Below are 16,398 nucleotides of genomic sequence, written 5' to 3'. Positions count from 1 at the left end.
AGCGCGGCGGCCGCTTGGCCGGCAACGCCATCGTAACGACGCACCTGTCGGCCAATGTCTCAAGCACCGCAGCTTCGCCATCTCCCCGATAGCCATGCGGGGCATTATCCTGCGCGTGAGCCCGGACCTGTCGGTATTCCAGACTGCCGGCGCACGCTGAGCGCCAAGGCTCCGGTCAACTGGCCGCCGCGTCGTTGGCGGCCTCGCCTGCCTGCGGCGGCGACTCGGTGCCATGCAGGCGCTTCCATTCATCGAAGCCGCCGGCCAGGGCCCAGGTCTTCTGGTAGCCGGCGGCCTTGAGCCGCTCGGCCAGGATGGCCGCCGAAAGCTCGTGCGGGCAGGCGCAGTAGACGACGATGTCCTGCGATTCCGGATGCCCGCCCAGGACTTCGAGCGACCCTTGCATGTCGACCACCAGCGCGCCCGGAATGCGCTCGATGGGCGTGGCGCCGTGCGCACGGACGTCCAGCACCAGCGGCAGGGCGCCCGAGCGGCGGCGGGCCTCGAGTTCGTCCACCGTCATGCGCGGCACCCGCCGCGTGCGGCGCAACAGGCGGATGCGCCGCCACCAGCGCCAGGCCAGGAACAGCGCGAACGCGGCCAGGCAGACCAGCACCGCCACGTGGCCGTAGGCGCTGAATGCCGCCAGGATGGCATCGACGAAATCACTGAAGACCACGCCCACCAGCAGGGCCGCGCCGGCCCAGACCAGCGCGCCGACGGCGTCGTAGAACAGGAATACCGGCAGCGGCGTGGCCGTCATGCCGGCCATGGCGGTGGACAGCGCACCGGCGCCGGGCAGCAGCTTGGCGAACACCAGCGAACGTGGCCCCACGCGCAGGTAGAGCGACTGGGTCTGGCGGATGCAGGTGTCGGGTGAGATCGATACCTTGCAGATGGTGCGCAGCATCGGCTGGCCCAGCCGGCGGCCGGCAAAATACCAGGCCGTATCGGCAATCAGGCAGGCGGCGATCACGGCCGCCAGCACCGCCCCGATCGACGGGCCGGTTTCCTGCACGCCCAGCGCCCCGGCCACGAACAGCATCGGATACGCCGGGATCGGCAGCCCCGCCTGTTCCGCCAGCACGTTGAGGAATACCAGCATCAGCCCATGGTTTTCCAGCATGGTCTGCAACTCGCCCACAGCCGTCTCCCCGTCTTCATTCGCGCATTGATCAGACCGACAGTTTGCCAGCGCCGCCGCCGCCGTGCACGTCCGCAGGCTGCACGGGATCTTCAAATTCCTTGAGTGTCGGGCCGCCGCCCTTACTGGACCAGCCGGCAACGCCGCGCAAAGTCGACCAGCTCGACGAGCGAGCCGACCTGCAGCTTCGCCATGATGCGCGCCTTGTAGCTGCTGACGGTCTTGTTGCTGATAAAGAGTTCGCCGCTGATGGCCTTGTACGACATGCCGCGGGCCAGCATTTTCAGCACCACCAGTTCCTTGTCGGAGAGGCGCCGCAGGCTTTCGTCGTCGCCGCACAGCGCCAGCCCGAAGGCACCGCGCCGCTCGAGCGCCGGAAAGACCGTATAGCCGGCAAGCACCGACTCCACCGCGCGCAGGATTTCCCGGATGTCCTGCGTCTTGCTGACAAAGCCCTGCACGCCGGCCTGCCACGCGCGCGACACGAACACGGCCGGGTCCAGCGCCGTCACGACCAGGATGCGCACCGGCGGATGGATATCGCGCACCCTTGTCGCCACATCCAGGCCGCCGATGCGCGGAATGTCGAGATCCAGCATCACCAGTTCCGGCTTGTGCTGGCGCACGGCCTCAATTGCGCACTGGCCGTTGTCGGCTTCAACGATATGCTCCACGCCGAGCAGTTGGGAAAGCTGCGATCTCATCACCAGCCGCAGCGCGGGGTGATCGTCAACGATCAGGACGGTAGCCATGCTTGCCTGTCTGTCTTTCTGTATCGGTATCGGTCAGGAAGGAATCCGGGCGCCGAAAGACTGGCACCCGCGGGATGGGAAACGCGGAACGAAACGCGGAACACGAGCGGGCAAGTATAGGCAGGCACCCTCATGCCGGCATGGGGAGGACTCTGCTTCAGGGCGAAGCAATTTCCTTGCGTTCTTTAGGCCGATTCGCCTTCAGAATCGCGGACTTACTACTAACGAACAGACGCCGGTGCGCGCCGTGGCCGGACCGCTGCCGGACCACTTCCCCTTCCACGCGCATGGGCAAACGGGGTTCTGCGGCAGGTGCTACTCTATTTCATTGGTGTCATCCCGGAGAGATCACCGTGCCCCGCAAAACCCCCATCGAGCGCTACCGCAATATCGGCATCAGTGCCCATATCGACGCCGGCAAGACGACGACGACGGAGCGCATCCTGTTCTATACCGGCGTCAACCACAAGCTGGGGGAAGTGCACGACGGCGCCGCGACCATGGACTGGATGGAGCAGGAGCAGGAGCGCGGCATCACCATCACGTCGGCGGCGACCACGGCATTCTGGAAGGGCATGGCCGGCAACTACCCCGAGCACCGCATCAACATCATCGACACGCCGGGGCACGTCGACTTCACCATCGAGGTCGAGCGTTCGATGCGCGTGCTGGACGGCGCGTGCATGGTCTATGACGCGGTCGGCGGCGTGCAGCCGCAGTCCGAGACTGTCTGGCGCCAGGCCAACAAGTACAGCGTGCCGCGCATCGCGTTCGTCAACAAGATGGACCGCGTCGGTGCGGACTTTTTCCGCGTGCAGACCCAGATCGCCGACCGGCTCAAGGGCCGCGCCGTGCCGATCCAGATCCCGGTCGGTGCGGAAGACCATTTCCAGGGCGTGGTCGACCTGGTCAAGATGAAGGCCGTGGTCTGGGACGACGAAAGCCAGGGCGTGCGCTTCGAGTACCGCGACATCCCGGCGGAACTTCTGCCCATCGCGCAGGAATGGCGCGACAAAATGATCGAGGCTGCCGCCGAGGCCGACGAGGCGCTGCTCGAGCAATACCTGGCCGGCGAGCCCCTCACCGAGGCGCAGATCAAGCAGGGCCTGCGCAAGCGCACCATCGCCAACGAGATCGTGCCGATGCTCTGCGGCAGCGCGTTCAAGAACAAGGGCGTGCAGAGCATGCTCGATGCCGTGATCGACTACCTGCCGTCGCCCGCCGACGTGCCCGCCATCCTCGGCCATACCGAGGACGACCGCGAGGCCGAACGCCACCCGAACGACGACGAGCCGTTTTCCGCGCTGGCATTCAAGATCATGACCGACCCGTTCGTCGGGCAGCTGATCTTCTTCCGCGTGTACTCGGGCGTGGTGAATTCGGGCGACACGGTCTACAACCCGGTCAAGGGCAAGCGTGAGCGGCTGGGGCGCATCCTGCAGATGCACGCCAATGTGCGCCAGGAAATCAAGGAGGTGCGCGCCGGCGATATTGCCGCGGCGGTCGGTCTGAAGGAAGCCACCACCGGCGATACGCTGTGCGATCCGAACAAGGTCATCATCCTTGAGCGCATGAGCTTCCCGGAACCGGTGATTTCGCAGGCCGTCGAGCCGAAGACCAAGGCGGACCAGGAGAAGATGGGCATCGCCTTGAACCGGCTCGCGCAGGAAGACCCGTCGTTCCGCGTGACGACCGACGAGGAATCCGGACAGACCATCATTTCCGGCATGGGCGAACTGCACCTGGAGATCCTGGTGGACCGCATGCGTCGCGAGTTCGGCGTGGAAGCTTCGGTAGGCAAGCCGCAGGTGGCCTACCGCGAGACCATCCGGCAGGCGGTGAAGGATGTCGAGGGCAAGTTCATCAAGCAGTCCGGCGGCCGCGGGCAGTACGGCCACGTGGTGCTCAACCTCGAGCCGATGCCGCACGGCGGCGGCTACGAGTTCGTCGATGCCATCAAGGGCGGCGTGGTGCCGCGCGAATTCATCCCGGCGGTGGACAAGGGCATTCGCGAGACGCTGACCGCCGGCGTGCTGGCCGGATATCCGGTGGTGGACGTCAAGGCCACGCTGGTGTTCGGTTCGTACCACGACGTGGACTCGAACGAGAACGCGTTCCGCATGGCCGGCTCGATAGCGTTCCGCGAAGGCATTAAGCGCGCCAGACCGATCCTGCTCGAACCGATGATGTCGGTGGAAGTGGAAACGCCGGAAGAATTCACCGGCAACGTGATGGGCGACCTGTCGTCACGGCGCGGCATGGTGCACGGCATGGAAGAGATCGCGGGCGGCGGCGGAAAGGTGGTGCGCGCCGAGGTGCCGCTGGCGACAATGTTCGGCTACTCGACGTCGCTGCGCTCGCTGACGCAGGGGCGCGCCACGTTCACGATGGAGTTCAAGCACTACGCCGAGGCGCCAGCGAATGTGGCTGAGGCGGTGATCAATGTGAAGAAGGTGGCGTAGCGGGTCGCTGCCGCAATCCGAAAACGGCCGCGAACATGTCGCGGCCGTTTTCTTCTGGGAGCCCGTCGTCAGGCAGCCGCCGTCATCTTGAAAATCCCCTGCGCATTGCCCGCATCAAACCCCAGGTCATAGCGCGGCCCGGTGGCGGGCGCGTCAGCAAGACGGTCACGCGTGATGAACTCGTAGAACGAGCCCGGCACGTCGCGTTCAACAGTCTCGCCCTGCGCGCCTATGAACTGGCGGCGCACGGTATCGGCACGGAACGCGGTCTGCTTCACGCGGCCACTTCCCGAAACTTCCACCTTCTCCTTCATCGGCCGGCCCAGCGCCTTCTGCTGCTCGACCAGTGCGAACACATCTTCCACGCGGTCGGTGGCGTGGTTGAAGGCGTTGCCTTCCGTGGCGATCCACGCCATCTCGGCGGATTCACGCAGCAGGGTCTCGTAGTCGTCCAGGTGCGGCACGTCATGCTGGCGCTCGAAGCAGGGCACCAGCAGGCCGATCAGCTCGGCGCCATCGGCGACTGCCAGCACGCCATCGCGCTCCAGTTGCCACAACAGCGTCTGGGCCCGCGGCGTGAGCGGATCGGCGGAATTGCCGGTCACGCGGCTGACCGCCTGGCGGAACGCTTCGCTGAAGCGCTCCGGGTGGAACTCGCTGACGAAGAACTGGGCGATGCCTTCGGGTGCATCGGCATGGGCGTAAGAGCGCCCGGTCATGCCGATGCGGTCGAGCGGATAGGTGCCGTTCAGGCGATACCCCAGCGGACGCAGGATACGCGTGAATGCGGCCTCACCCTCCGGCAGGGCGCCGTTGTCGCGCCACTTGACCGTACGCAGCGCGCCGTGGTCGAAGACCACCTTGCCGCCGGCAGCGGCAACGTCATTGGTATAGGCGCGGCCCGCCGGTACGCGGTCGAGAATGCCGGCGAACAGCACCATGTTCAGCGCCTGGGCAATTTCGGCGCGCGTGGCGCGGCCTTCGCCATCGGCCGGCAGGCAGGCGGGCACGGCGACGAGAGAAAGCAGGTGGCCGGTGCGGGCTTCACCGAGGTTGGCGGACAGCAGCGTGGCGATATTCGGATGCATGGGAATTTTGTGGGGATGCGGGAATAGGCCGGGGCAGGATAGTGGCGGCGCCGTGGCGCGGACAAGCGCGAAATCCGCACAACATTGTGCGTGCCACGCACAATGTGCCGCGCCGGTCGCGGGCGCTATACTGGTCGCCCCCCGCGCCGTCCGCAGTCACCCCCGCAGTCATCCCCATGAGAAACGACATCCCCAACCTCGGCGCGCTGCAGGCCTTCGAGGCGTCGGCGCGGCTGGGCAGCTTCACGCGCGCGGCCGATGAGCTTGCGCTGACGCAGAGCGCCGTGGGCCGCCAGGTGGCGATGCTGGAACAGCGCCTGGGCGTGGCGCTGTTCACCCGCGTGCGACGCCGGCTGGTGCTGACCGACACGGGGCGCGAGTACGCCGCCCGCATCCGCCGCCACCTGGACCACCTGCAGCGCGACACGCTGGAAATCACCGCCGGCCGCGCCATGGGCTACACGCTGGAACTGGCCGTGGTGCCCACCTTCGCCACGCAATGGCTGATTCCGCGCCTGCCCGACTTTGTCCGCCTGCACCCGAACATCACCGTCAACCTGAGCGCGCGCTCGCAGCCGTTCTCGTTCCACGAGTGCGCCTATGACGCCGCGATCTACTTCGGCGACCAGTTCTGGCCCGGTACGCGCGGCGGCATGATCTTTCGCGAAGGCGGCGTCGTGCCCGTTTGCAGCCCCGTTTTCCTTGAGGAGAACCCGGTCCCTGACGCCGAAGCGTTTGCGCGCTGCCGCCACCTGCACCTGAGCACGCGTGCCCACGCGTGGCGCGACTGGTACGCGGCGCAAGACTGGGACTACGGTATTGCCGCCTCGCGCGGGCCGCGCTACGAGCTATTCACCATGATGACCGCCGCCGCAGCAGCCGGCCTCGGCATAGGCCTGGCACCGCGGCTGCTGGTCGAGCGCGAACTGCGCAGCGGCCAGCTTGTGGTACCCGTGGATGGCGTGCTCGATGAGCAGCAGGGCTATTACTTTGCCTATCCCGAGGGCCGGCCGGCGTCGGAGGCGCTGCAAGCGTTTCGCGAATGGATCCTGGGTCTGCCGCGCGAGGCGCCAGCGGCAGCGTAGGCGCTGTCGACCCAATCGTCTCACCAGAAAAAAACTTCAACCCCCTTGTAATGAGATCGATTCCCATTTACTATGTCATCACTGTCTGACGCAGCAGCAACGCAAACCAGACAAGCCGGCCAGCCTGGCGCCGCCGCGATACGCGGCGAACCCAGCAGGCCCGCCGGAAAGAATTTCCGGATCGCCGCCACCAGGCGGCATCCCGTTACCGACTTTTGTGGGGACCGCTCCGTAACGCGGAGCGTTTGGCAGTAGCCAGTCGCCGGATGGTCGGGAAAGCAACCAGACCCCGCTTTCCCGACCGCGTCATCCAGCGACAAGCCAAGCCGCCTTTTTATTCCGCGCGCCGTTCAGGCACGGCGCCACGTCCGGGACGCTCCGCAAGGGCGTTCCGGACGCCTTCCAGCCTGTTTCCACCCGTTTTCCCGACACCGTCCACCGACGGCGCCCGCAGCCGCATGCCATGCCAATCGTGATGTCCGATCCTGCCCACCTCAAGCGCGCCGGCCTCAAGGCCACGTCGCCCCGCATGCGCATCCTGGAGGTGTTCCGCACTTGCGAGCGGCGCCACCTGAGCGCCGAAGACGTCTACCGCATCCTGCTCACGCAGGACGATGACGCCGGGTTGTCGACCGTGTACCGCGTACTCAACCAGCTCGTGCAGGCCGATATCCTGCTGCGTCACAGCTTCGAGTCGGATCATGCGGTGTTCGAACTCAACGAGGGCGGCCACCACGATCACCTGATCTGCATGAATTGCGGACGCGTCGAGGAATTCCGGGACGAAAGGATTGAACAGCGCCAGCGCCAGGTGGCCGCCGACAACGACTTCGCGCTGCGTGAGCACATGCTGGTCCTGTATGGCATCTGCCCGCAATGCCGGGCCGAACCACCGGCCGGCTGACACGCACGGCGCGCCATTGCGGAGCCGACCATGGTGCGACTGACCAAGCCCCTGTCTGAACTGAAGCGTCTGATCAACCTCTGCCTGCGCCAGGAACCGGGCTGCCAGGACTGCCAGCTGCACGCCGTGTGCATACACCGGCCAGACCATACCGGCTGCAACTGGAGCGCCGAAGTGGATTTCCCCGAGCGCACCGAGGCCGACGCAGCGCGCAACCTGCGCCAGGCACGGCGTGTGGTGATGCTTGTACGCGAACGCTACAACGTGATGGTCGGCACCTGAAAGTCAGCCACGTGCCGGCTCAGGCTGTGCCAGCGGCCGGGCCGGGCGTAGCACCAGCCACACCGCGGCGCCGATCAGTGCACCGCCTGCCAGGTGCGCCCAGGACAGCGACTCGTGCAGGAACAGCGCCCCCCAGACGATGCCGAACGGCGGGATCAGGAACGTGACGGTCAGCGACCGCACCGGGCCCAGGTCGGCAATCAGGCGGTAATAAAGGATGTAGGCAAGCGCGGTGCAGGCCACGCCGAGTCCCAGCATGGCAGCCCAAACCCCGGCACCAGCATCCGGCAGCGTGTTGTGCTGCGCCAGCGCGCCGATGCTGAACGGCAGCAGGAAGAGCGTTGCCCCGACCATGCTGCCGGCGGCCACCAGGCGGCTGTCCAGCCCGCCGCGTTCTGTGATCCAGCGTCGCGTCAGGAAACCAGCCAGCCCATAGCATGCCGTTGCCACCAGGCAGGCGACCGCCCCCAGCAACACGCGCGCCGAAAACGCCACCGGCCCGGTGCGCGTCAGCACGGCCACGCCCGCAACGCCCAGCGCCACGCCGGCCGCCTTGGCGCGCGTCAGGGGGTCGGCAAAGAACAGCGCACCGATCAGCACGCCCATCAGCGGCGTCATTGCATTGAACACGGCGGAGTATCCGGCCGGCAGCCAGAGCGCAGCGACGGCATACATGGCGAACGGAATACCGGAATTCACCACGCCCACCATGAGCACGGCCGGCCACTTGCCGCGCATGTCCCAACGCAAGCCGAGCACCGGCACGCAGGCGGCAAGCGTGACCGCGCCGATGAGCACCCGCACGAAGGCGGTCGGCAGGGGCCCCAGCACCGGTGCCCCGATACGGATGAACAGGAAGCTGGCGCCCCAGATGGCGGCCAGGGACAGCAGGCGGACGAGATCGGCGGGTTTCATGGTTTGGTGGCTTGCCATCGGCATGGGCGGATTAGACCCCCGCGCCCTGCTCGGCCGCAAGCCGTTTTCGGACGTCTTCATCGCTGCAGCGATGTTTGTATCTACGTCAATTATGAGCCTTAAAAATCACATAAAAGCCATCATTCCCTCAGTTTTTGTGCGGAAATGTGGCGATCTGGTCGCCAACTCGCCACACGACCTTGCAAGTGGCTTTCAGTCGCACCCCTCGCTAGAGGGGGGTATGTGGCAAGCGCGTGACAAGCCGACTTCTATCAAATTAAAATCTGGTCTGCGCCAGAGTTAATTGACCCCTCCGACGCATTCCCGACAAGCCGCCAGGATTCTGGCGGCTTCTTTTTTGCCGCAACCAGGCGCAAGCTTGCGTTGCCGGCATGCCAGGCAAGTTGTTGTGATGACCGTGCTGGTCACGCATGCTTCACATTGTAGAATTTGCGTCAACCGGTCCTCCCCGTTCCGCGTTGCCTGCCACATGAAACGACAGTTCCTGGGCTTGCTCGCCCGCGTTTATGTCCTGCAGTTCGCCATGGAAGTCCCCGCGACCGTGGCCATGCTTGCAGAAATGTTGATGGAATACGGCTTCCAGGTCGATATCGGCTCGGTGCGGCCGCTGCTGCGCGCCTTGCAGATGGAAGGCTATCTGCAGAGCGTGCTGAGAGACGGCATCGGCCGCGTCTACCTGCTCACCGAGCAGGGCCGGGAAGAATTGCGGGCCAGCCGGGAACGCATCGACGACCTTTACCGTCGCCTGCACGCGCCTGACGCGGATGCGGTTGGCGATCCTGCTACGAATCAGGCCTGATTTCTCTTGCACTGCCTTTTTGCGGCGTTCCCTTGTTGCTGGGGCGTACCCGTTTCTGCGGGCGTTTGGGCGGAATGGGGGGGATTGGGGCGTCGTACCTGGCGGGCGCGGCTGTTTCGTCGGCGTAGCTGGCGACCTGCTTGTCCAACCCTGATCATCTACCCGGCAGGCAGTCTGGCTATGCCCTGAAGCCAGCGATTCATCGGGCCTTCCGGCGTGTGGCAGAACGGCAAACTATTCCGATGGGGCTATCGGCCGATTTTTGGGTTCGGTGCCGGGACCGGCGCTGGAGTCGGCGTCGGGTTCGCGCCACGCATCGGCCGGCAGCATGCGCTCGAAGCCGCTGTCGAGTACCTCGCGCAGCGTCTCGGGCCCCATCGCGCGGCAGAACAGGTAGCCCTGCAGCGCATCGCAGCCCTGCGTGCGCAGGAATTCGAACTGCGCCATGGTCTCCACGCCTTCGGCCACCACCTTGAGGTGCAGCTGGTGGCCGAGCGCGATGATCGCCGCCGCCACGACCTGGTCATGCCCGGGCGTAGCCACGTCGTCGACGAAGGACTTGTCGATCTTGAGCCGGTTGATCGGCAGCCGCGTCAGGTAGTGCAGGCCCGAGTAACCGGTGCCGAAGTCGTCGATCGAGAGCTGCACGCCGAGTTCGCGCAGCCGGCGGAAGGTGTCGATGGTCGTCTCGCCGCCATCGACCAGGATGCCCTCGGTCACCTCGATGGTCAGGCTGGCCGGCGGCAAGCCGGTCTGCTGCAGGCAGCGCGCGACCACGTCGGGGAACCCGGCCTGGCGCAACTGCAGCGGCGAAATGTTCACAGCCACCTCGATATCGCGGCCCAGCGACGTGCGCAGCGCCTGGATGTCGCGGCAGGCCGTGGCCAGCGCCCATTCGCCGAGCGCACCGATCAGGCCGCACTGCTCGGCAATGGGAATGAACTCGGACGGCGACATCGTGCCACGCTCCGGCGTCTGCCAGGCAATAAGCGCCTCCACGCCAGCCACGGCCAGCGTGGTGGCATTGACGATGGGCTGGTAGCGCAAGCTGAACTCCTGTTCGTCCAGCGCCCGGCGCAGCAGCCCCTCGATGGTGAGGCGCGCCACCGCCGCTTCGGCCATCTCGCTGGCAAAGCGGCGCTGCTGCGCGCGGCCGCCCTGCTTGGCGGCATACAAGGCGGCATCGGCCGATTTGAGCAGGTCCGTCAGCGATTCGCCATCGGTCGGGAACATCGCGATGCCGAGCGACGGCGTCACGCGCAGCCGCTGCCCATCGACCTCCAGCTCTTCGGACACCCGCGCAAGGATCTTCGAGGCAGCCAGTTCGGCCTCGCTGTCCTGGCGCAGCCCGCCCAACACCACGGCGAACTCGTCTCCGCCCATGCGTGCGACCAGGTCGCCCTGGCGCACGGCGGCCTTGAGGCGGTCGGCAATGGTGCGCAACACGTCGTCGCCGACCGGATGGCCCAGCGAATCGTTGATGTGCTTGAAATGATCAAGATCGAGCAGCAACAAGGCCACACGCTCGCCGTGGCGCCGTCCGTGCAGCAGCAGCGCTTCGCAGCGCTCGGTCAGCTCGGCGCGGTTGGGCAGGCCGGTCAGCGCGTCGTGCAGCGCCAGGTGGCGGATGTACTCGTCGACGCGGTGGCGTTCGGTCAGGTCGCAGGCAATGGCCTGGTACTCGCGCGGCTGGCCGTCTTCGGCGGGCAACGCGCGCAATGTGACCTGTACCGGCAGGCGCGAACCGCCCTTGCGTACCCACGTCCATTCGCGCTCGTCGACCAGCCCGAGGCGGGCCTTGGCCACCAGCGCCGGCAGCCCCGGCGCGACGGCCTCCCCCAGCTCGCGCGTCAGTTCGCGCGCGCGCTCGGCCAGTTCGTCGGCCACGTACAGATCGGCATAGCGCATGCCCGTGGCAAGCTCCGGTTCGGGATACCAGAGCATGTGCCGGCCTGCGCGGTTGATGCCGATGATGCATCCCGCTTCATCGAAGGTGATGACGCCCAAGGGCGCGTGGTCGGCCAGGCCCGCATAGCGGCTGGCCTGCGCGGCGGCCTGCTGGCGCGCGTGCCACAGTTCGTCCAGGTCGGTCAGGATCCAGAGCGAGCGGGCCGGCTCGCCGCTACCGTTGCCAGGCAGGCGCGCCATGCCGGCCCGCAGCGGGAAGCGGCTGCCGTCGGCGCGGACACCATCGAGCTCGCGCTGCGCCGACGCCTGCGCGGACGGCGCGACCGACGCCATGGCGATGCCGGCAACCCCCGGTACCAGCTCGGCCAGCGCCCGGCCCTGCAGGCCATCGGCACTGGAGCCGAAAAGCTGCGCCGCGCGTGCGCTCGCGCCGACCACCTTGCCCTCGGCATCGGTCACCAGGAATCCGTCCGCGGCCAGCGCCATGCACGCCTGCAGCATGGCATGGTCGGCCTCGCGGCGGCTTTCGGCCGCCGCGGCGTCCTGCCTGGCGGCCAGCCGCTGGCGCGCCAGCGCAAAGGTCAGCAGCGCCACCAGCAGCGTGGCCAGCGCACCGGCGGCGGCAACCATGCGGGCGCGGTCGGTGCCGTGGGCCGCTTCGAACGCCGGGCGGGTCGCCGCATGCAGCGTCCATGTCCGTCCGCCATAGTCGACCTGGCGTTCCCCAGCGAGCATGGGAAGATGGCCGTCGTCACGGCGCTCGCCCTCGGTCAGGTCGCCGGACACCAGCTTGCCGCGCGCGCTGCCGGATCCCTCATGGAGCGACAGCACCAGTTCGCCGGCGGCACGTCCCGCCACGCTACGCATCAGGTCGCCCAGGCGCAGCGCCGCATAGACATAGCCGATGACCGCAGCGCGCCGCTCTTCGACACTGCCGAGCGCCTCGCCGCTGCCATACACGGGCAGGTACACCAGCGTGCCAAGCTGGTGCGTCGGCGACTCGGGCTCGCGCGTCAGCTCCAGCCCGCCGGTGGCGCGCGGCTCGCCGGTGTCGCGCGCGGCCTCGAGCGCGGCGCGGCGCGCCGGCTCGGACAGCATGTCGAAGCCCAGCGCCCGGGCGTTGCGCCCGGCCAACGGCTCAATATAGAAGACCGGTACGTAGAGATCGCGCGCCCCCGTGGGATGGATGCCGAAATCGGGCAGGCCGTCGCGGCGGGCGGCGGCGGCCAGGCGGGCTTCCCCGTCGCGCCGGACCACCGGTGCATAGCCGACGGACTGCGTGCCGGGCGGCAGCTCGTCGAGCTGCGCCGCATACAGGTAGTTGCGCCACTGGGTTCGCGACGTGGCCGGGTAGGCCGTCATCAGGGCCGCCACGCCGCGCAGCAGCTGGTCGTTCTCCTGCAGCCGCGCGCGCAGCGCGGCCGAGGCATCGGCAAGCAGCGCCTCGAAACGCTGTTGTGCCAGGCGCTGCTCGGGTTGCGCCGCCTGCCGCCAGGCAGCGGCTGTCAACAGCGCACCGCCCGCGGTAACCAGCAGCGCGAGCAACACGGGCACGGCGGACGACGGCAAACGCAGTTTCATGGCGGACGGGGTTCGTGGATTGCCGCGCGGCGCATGCCCGCGCCTTCCAGGCAACGGGGCACTATACCTTGGCGCGCCCCACGCGCACAGTCCGGATCGGCACGCATCCCGCAATGAGAAAGGACGGCCGCCGGCAAATCCGCCGGGTTGGTTATGTCAATCCCCACGCATTGCCAGCCTGCCCGGACCCCACCGGGTATGGTAGGGTTGTGCCGCAGGCGTATCGCCGTGCGCCCCGCCTGCCCGGACCCGGCCCCGCGCGGCAAGCCGATTTCCGAATATCGCCCCCGCATGCTCTTCTTGCCCACGCTGAAAGCGCGTATCGCGTTGATCACCACGGTGCTGGCCGCAGTGTTCGGCACCGGCATCGTGCTCACTTCGCTGTACGCGGCGCACCGCGACCTGCATGACGTGCTGCAGGACGAGCAGGACTCGATCGTCAAGCTGTCTGCGGACCAGATCGATACCGCCATGGAAGACCGCATCATGCTGCTGACGCAGCAGGCCGGACAGCTTGCGGGCCTGCTCGGCACGGCGCGCGGCGCCGAGGCCCACGCGGCGCTGGCCCAGGCCCTGACGCAGGTCCGGCGCGCCATCCCGGTTCCCGGCGCGTTCAACGCGCTGACGGTGGTCGACGCGCGCGGCACGGCGCTTGGCGATACCGGGCTGGTCACCGAAGTGGGCGACCGCAGCTATTTCCGCGAAGCGGCACGCACGCTTGCGCCCGTGGTCAGCCCGCCGATCCGTGCGCGTACCAGTGACCGTCTCGGCGTGATCGTGGCGGTGCCGGTCATTTCCGCGCAAGGGCACTTCGCCGGCCTGGTGGGCGGCTGGCTCGACCTGTCGAGCTCGAACTTCGTCGTGGAGGTGCTGCACAACCGGTTGGGCACCACGGGCTTCTACTGCCTGGTCTCGGCGGGCAGCCGCCCCGTCTACGTGCAGCATCCCGACCCGGCGCAGGCGCGCCAGCCGGCCCGCGCCATCGGCGACACCTGCGGCGAGGACGACCGCGCGGCCCTGTTCGAATTCCTCACGCCCACGCGTCCGGTGGTCTCACGCTACCTGATGTCCACCACGGGCTGGGAACTCGTGGCGCTGCTGCCCGCGCGCGAGGCCTACGCGCCGCTGCACCGCATGCAGCAACGCTTCCTGATGCTGGCCGGGCTGGCACTGGTGCTGGTGGCTGTATCCATCTGGCTGGCCGTGCGCCACCTGCTGGCGCCCCTGACGCGGCTGCATGAGGTGGTACGGGACAGCGCCTCCGACCTGTCCGCCTTCGAACGCCTGCCTGCGCGGCAGCATCGCGACGAAATCGGCGACCTGGCGCGCGCCTTCACCCGCCTCATGCGCGATGTGCGCGACCGGCGCCAGGAACTGGACCGCAGCGAGCGGCGCCTGCGCGCCGTCACCGACACGCTGCCGTCGCTGCTGGCCTTTGTCGATACGAACGAGCGCTACGTGTTCAACAACATTGCCTATGAACACACCTTCGGCCTGACGCTGGAGGAGCTGCGCGGCAAGACTGTGCGCGAGGTGCTGGGCGAAACGCGCTATGCCCGGGCGCAGCCCTTCCTGCAACGCGCGCTGGCCGGTGCTGTAGTGACCTTCGAGTCCGAAGACAACGAGCCCGAGTACCACTGCATGGAAACCAGCTACCGCCCCGAATGGAGCGCGGACGGCAGCGAGGTGGTCGGCGTGCATATCCACGTGCAGGACATTACGCCGCGCAAGCTCGAAACCCTGCGCCTGTCGCATATTTCCAGCACCGACCACCTGACACAGCTGCTGAACCGCAGCGCGTTCGAAAGCCGCCTGCAGCATGCCATGGCGCACTGCCGCGAAACCGGCGCGATGATGGCGCTGCTGTACCTGGACATGGACCGCTTCAAGGCCGTCAACGACATCCACGGCCATGCCGCCGGCGACCTGCTGCTGCAGGCCTTTGCCAAGCGCGTGCTGGGCTGCGTGCGCAAGCAGGATGCCGTGGCACGCCTGGGCGGCGACGAATTCGCGGTGATCCTCGAAAGCGTCGGCCACGCGGCCGCGGCCCGCAGCGTGGCCACCGCGATCCTGTGCGCGGTGGGCCAGCGCTTTCAATTCGAAGGCATGTTCGCCGACATCGACGTCAGCATCGGCGTGGCGTTGTACGACGGTGGCCCGACACAGGAGCGCGAACTGATGCGCCTGGCCGACGTGCTGCTGTACCGCGCCAAGGGCGCAGGACGGGGCCGGTACGAGATCGGCCCGCCGGAGCTGGCCACCGCCGACAGCCCTCAGTGAACCGTGCCGCCCGGGTCTTCGCCGGCATCGCTGCCCGGCTCATACGGCACATGGCGGCCATCGCTGGATTGGTAGCCGAGCTGCGCGTCGGCGCCCAGCATCTTCTGCCAGGCAAGCATCGCTTCGGCCACGGCGTTCGGCTCGCCCTTGAAAACGACCACGTCATTGCCGCACGCCGGACACTGCCCGCCAAAGACGGCGTCGATGCCGGGCAGCCCCGGCACATCCAGTTCGTCGAATTCGCGGAAGGCAGCCTTGCAGTGGCCGCAAACCAGTTGCGCCGGGCGCAGGGCCTCTTTCTTCGCACGTGCCTGTTCGGCACGCTGCTGGGGCGTACCCCGTCGTTTTGCCTCGCCCATGATGTCCTTCCTTTCCTGCCACGTGTGGAATGCCGCCTTTCCGATTAGAGCACGGCCAAGGGCGGCAAGTGCCACCGCCATGGCCACTCATGCGGCCGGTTGTGCGGTGCAGGCGGCATTGTAGATCACTGCTGTGCAGCAAACCCGCCCCGGCAGGACACGTTCGCGCCTGCTATTGTGGATAAGGTCGCCCGCGACTGGCGTTTCAGTCACCGCCGCGGGTCTCTGCTTGTCCCCGTCACCGATCCCCCAAGGAGGACGCTCCCATGATCCGACCCACCGTGCAGGAAAACGCCCGCCGCTACGCCGACTGCATTGCCGCCTGCAATGCCTGCGCCGCCGCCGCGCTCAAGTGCGCCGCGGCGTGCCTGGAAGAGCCTGACGTGCGCAAGATGGCGCGCTGCATCGCGCTGGACATGGACTGCGCCGGCATTGCGCAGCTTGCCGCGTCCTATATGCTCCGCAACAGCGAATTTGCCCCGCTCGTCTGCGAAGATTGCGCCGAAGTCTGCAAGTGGTGCAAGGAAGAATGCGAGCGGCACGACGCCGACCATTGCCAGGAATGCGCCCGCGCCTGCGCGGCCTGCATGGAAGCCTGCCTGAAGATGACGGCCTAGCCGCGGCGTACCGCATGCCGGCACCCCGGTGGGTGCCGGTCGCCTCACTCCATCGCCGCACGCGCCCCGGTGCGTCCTGGCTGGCCGGTACCGCCAGCGTGGCAAAGGCATCGATGACCCGCGCGTCACGATGCTCGCGGAGGGAGTACAGGGTGCACGCTGGTTGCCGGGGAATGCCCGGACGCCGGACATGACGCACTA

14 protein-coding genes are annotated in these 16,398 nt (G+C 67.4%); 8 read left to right on the top strand and 6 right to left on the bottom strand.

Annotated elements, in window-relative coordinates; genetic code table 11:
* Window positions 1-175: 175 nt before the first annotated feature.
* Both LDO29_RS17855 and LDO29_RS17850 read right to left on the bottom strand, forming a co-directional pair.
* On the bottom strand, window positions 176-1,144 hold the full coding sequence (locus tag LDO29_RS17855; RefSeq protein ID WP_224081119.1) for a DedA family protein/thiosulfate sulfurtransferase GlpE: 969 nt from the start codon (window positions 1,142-1,144) through the stop codon (window positions 176-178).
* Window positions 1,145-1,266: 122 nt separating this feature from the next.
* On the bottom strand, window positions 1,267-1,896 hold the full coding sequence (locus LDO29_RS17850; RefSeq protein ID WP_224081118.1) for a response regulator transcription factor: 630 nt from the start codon (window positions 1,894-1,896) through the stop codon (window positions 1,267-1,269).
* A gap of 353 nt (window positions 1,897-2,249) precedes the next feature.
* Between LDO29_RS17850 and fusA the strand changes: the two genes are divergently transcribed.
* Complete coding sequence (gene fusA / locus LDO29_RS17845) at window positions 2,250-4,358, top strand: elongation factor G (protein WP_224081117.1); 2,109 nt, start codon at window positions 2,250-2,252, stop codon at window positions 4,356-4,358.
* A gap of 68 nt (window positions 4,359-4,426) precedes the next feature.
* Here the strand turns inward: fusA and LDO29_RS17840 are convergent, their stop codons facing one another.
* Window positions 4,427-5,446 carry a DUF1338 domain-containing protein gene (locus tag LDO29_RS17840; protein ID WP_224081116.1) on the bottom strand — a complete coding sequence of 340 codons (1,020 nt, stop codon included), beginning with the start codon at window positions 5,444-5,446 and terminating at the stop codon, window positions 4,427-4,429.
* Window positions 5,447-5,622: 176 nt separating this feature from the next.
* On the opposite strand from LDO29_RS17840, the gene LDO29_RS17835 reads away from it, so the two are divergent.
* The 3 genes from LDO29_RS17835 (at window position 5,623) to LDO29_RS17825 (ending at window position 7,717) form a co-directional block, all read left to right on the top strand.
* Entirely contained in the window at window positions 5,623-6,531 is a 909-nt protein-coding gene (locus LDO29_RS17835) for a LysR substrate-binding domain-containing protein (protein ID WP_224081115.1), read from the top strand.
* A gap of 463 nt (window positions 6,532-6,994) precedes the next feature.
* On the top strand, window positions 6,995-7,435 hold the full coding sequence (gene fur, locus LDO29_RS17830) for a ferric iron uptake transcriptional regulator (RefSeq protein WP_224081114.1): 441 nt from the start codon (window positions 6,995-6,997) through the stop codon (window positions 7,433-7,435).
* Window positions 7,436-7,465: 30 nt separating this feature from the next.
* Window positions 7,466-7,717: a hypothetical protein gene (locus LDO29_RS17825; RefSeq protein ID WP_224081113.1), complete on the top strand. Its 252-nt coding sequence runs from the start codon at window positions 7,466-7,468 to the stop codon at window positions 7,715-7,717.
* Between the two features lie 3 nt (window positions 7,718-7,720).
* Here LDO29_RS17825 and LDO29_RS17820 read toward each other — a convergent pair whose 3' ends face one another.
* Window positions 7,721-8,632, bottom strand: a complete 912-nt coding sequence (locus tag LDO29_RS17820) for a DMT family transporter (RefSeq protein WP_224081112.1) — start codon at window positions 8,630-8,632, stop codon at window positions 7,721-7,723.
* On the opposite strand from LDO29_RS17820, the gene LDO29_RS17815 reads away from it, so the two are divergent.
* Window positions 8,631-8,936, top strand: a complete 306-nt coding sequence (locus LDO29_RS17815) for a hypothetical protein (RefSeq protein WP_224081111.1) — start codon at window positions 8,631-8,633, stop codon at window positions 8,934-8,936. The two genes, LDO29_RS17820 and LDO29_RS17815, sit on opposite strands and share 2 nt — an antisense overlap.
* A gap of 186 nt (window positions 8,937-9,122) precedes the next feature.
* The gene (locus LDO29_RS17810; protein WP_224081148.1) at window positions 9,123-9,452 is read left to right on the top strand and encodes a PadR family transcriptional regulator; all 330 of its coding nucleotides are present in this window, start codon (window positions 9,123-9,125) and stop codon (window positions 9,450-9,452) included.
* Between the two features lie 234 nt (window positions 9,453-9,686).
* Here the strand turns inward: LDO29_RS17810 and LDO29_RS17805 are convergent, their stop codons facing one another.
* Window positions 9,687-12,941 carry a bifunctional diguanylate cyclase/phosphodiesterase gene (locus LDO29_RS17805; protein WP_224081110.1) on the bottom strand — a complete coding sequence of 1,085 codons (3,255 nt, stop codon included), beginning with the start codon at window positions 12,939-12,941 and terminating at the stop codon, window positions 9,687-9,689.
* Between the two features lie 291 nt (window positions 12,942-13,232).
* Here LDO29_RS17805 and LDO29_RS17800 point away from each other — a divergent pair, with 291 nt between their 5' ends.
* Entirely contained in the window at window positions 13,233-15,221 is a 1,989-nt protein-coding gene (locus LDO29_RS17800; protein WP_224081109.1) for a sensor domain-containing diguanylate cyclase, read from the top strand.
* On the opposite strand, the gene LDO29_RS17795 is transcribed toward LDO29_RS17800, so the two are convergent.
* Complete coding sequence (locus tag LDO29_RS17795) at window positions 15,215-15,580, bottom strand: hypothetical protein (RefSeq protein WP_224081147.1); 366 nt, start codon at window positions 15,578-15,580, stop codon at window positions 15,215-15,217. The genes LDO29_RS17800 and LDO29_RS17795 overlap by 7 nt on opposite strands.
* 266 nt (window positions 15,581-15,846) lie before the next feature.
* Between LDO29_RS17795 and LDO29_RS17790 the strand changes: the two genes are divergently transcribed.
* The gene (locus tag LDO29_RS17790; protein ID WP_224081108.1) at window positions 15,847-16,197 is read left to right on the top strand and encodes a four-helix bundle copper-binding protein; all 351 of its coding nucleotides are present in this window, start codon (window positions 15,847-15,849) and stop codon (window positions 16,195-16,197) included.
* Window positions 16,198-16,398: the final 201 nt, after the last annotated feature.

Source organism: Cupriavidus laharis, from assembly GCF_914271435.1.
GTDB classification, from domain to species: Bacteria; Pseudomonadota; Gammaproteobacteria; order Burkholderiales; family Burkholderiaceae; genus Cupriavidus; species Cupriavidus laharis.
The sequence above is the reverse complement of the archived record's forward strand: the minus strand, read 5'-3'. Positions and strand labels throughout refer to the sequence as shown.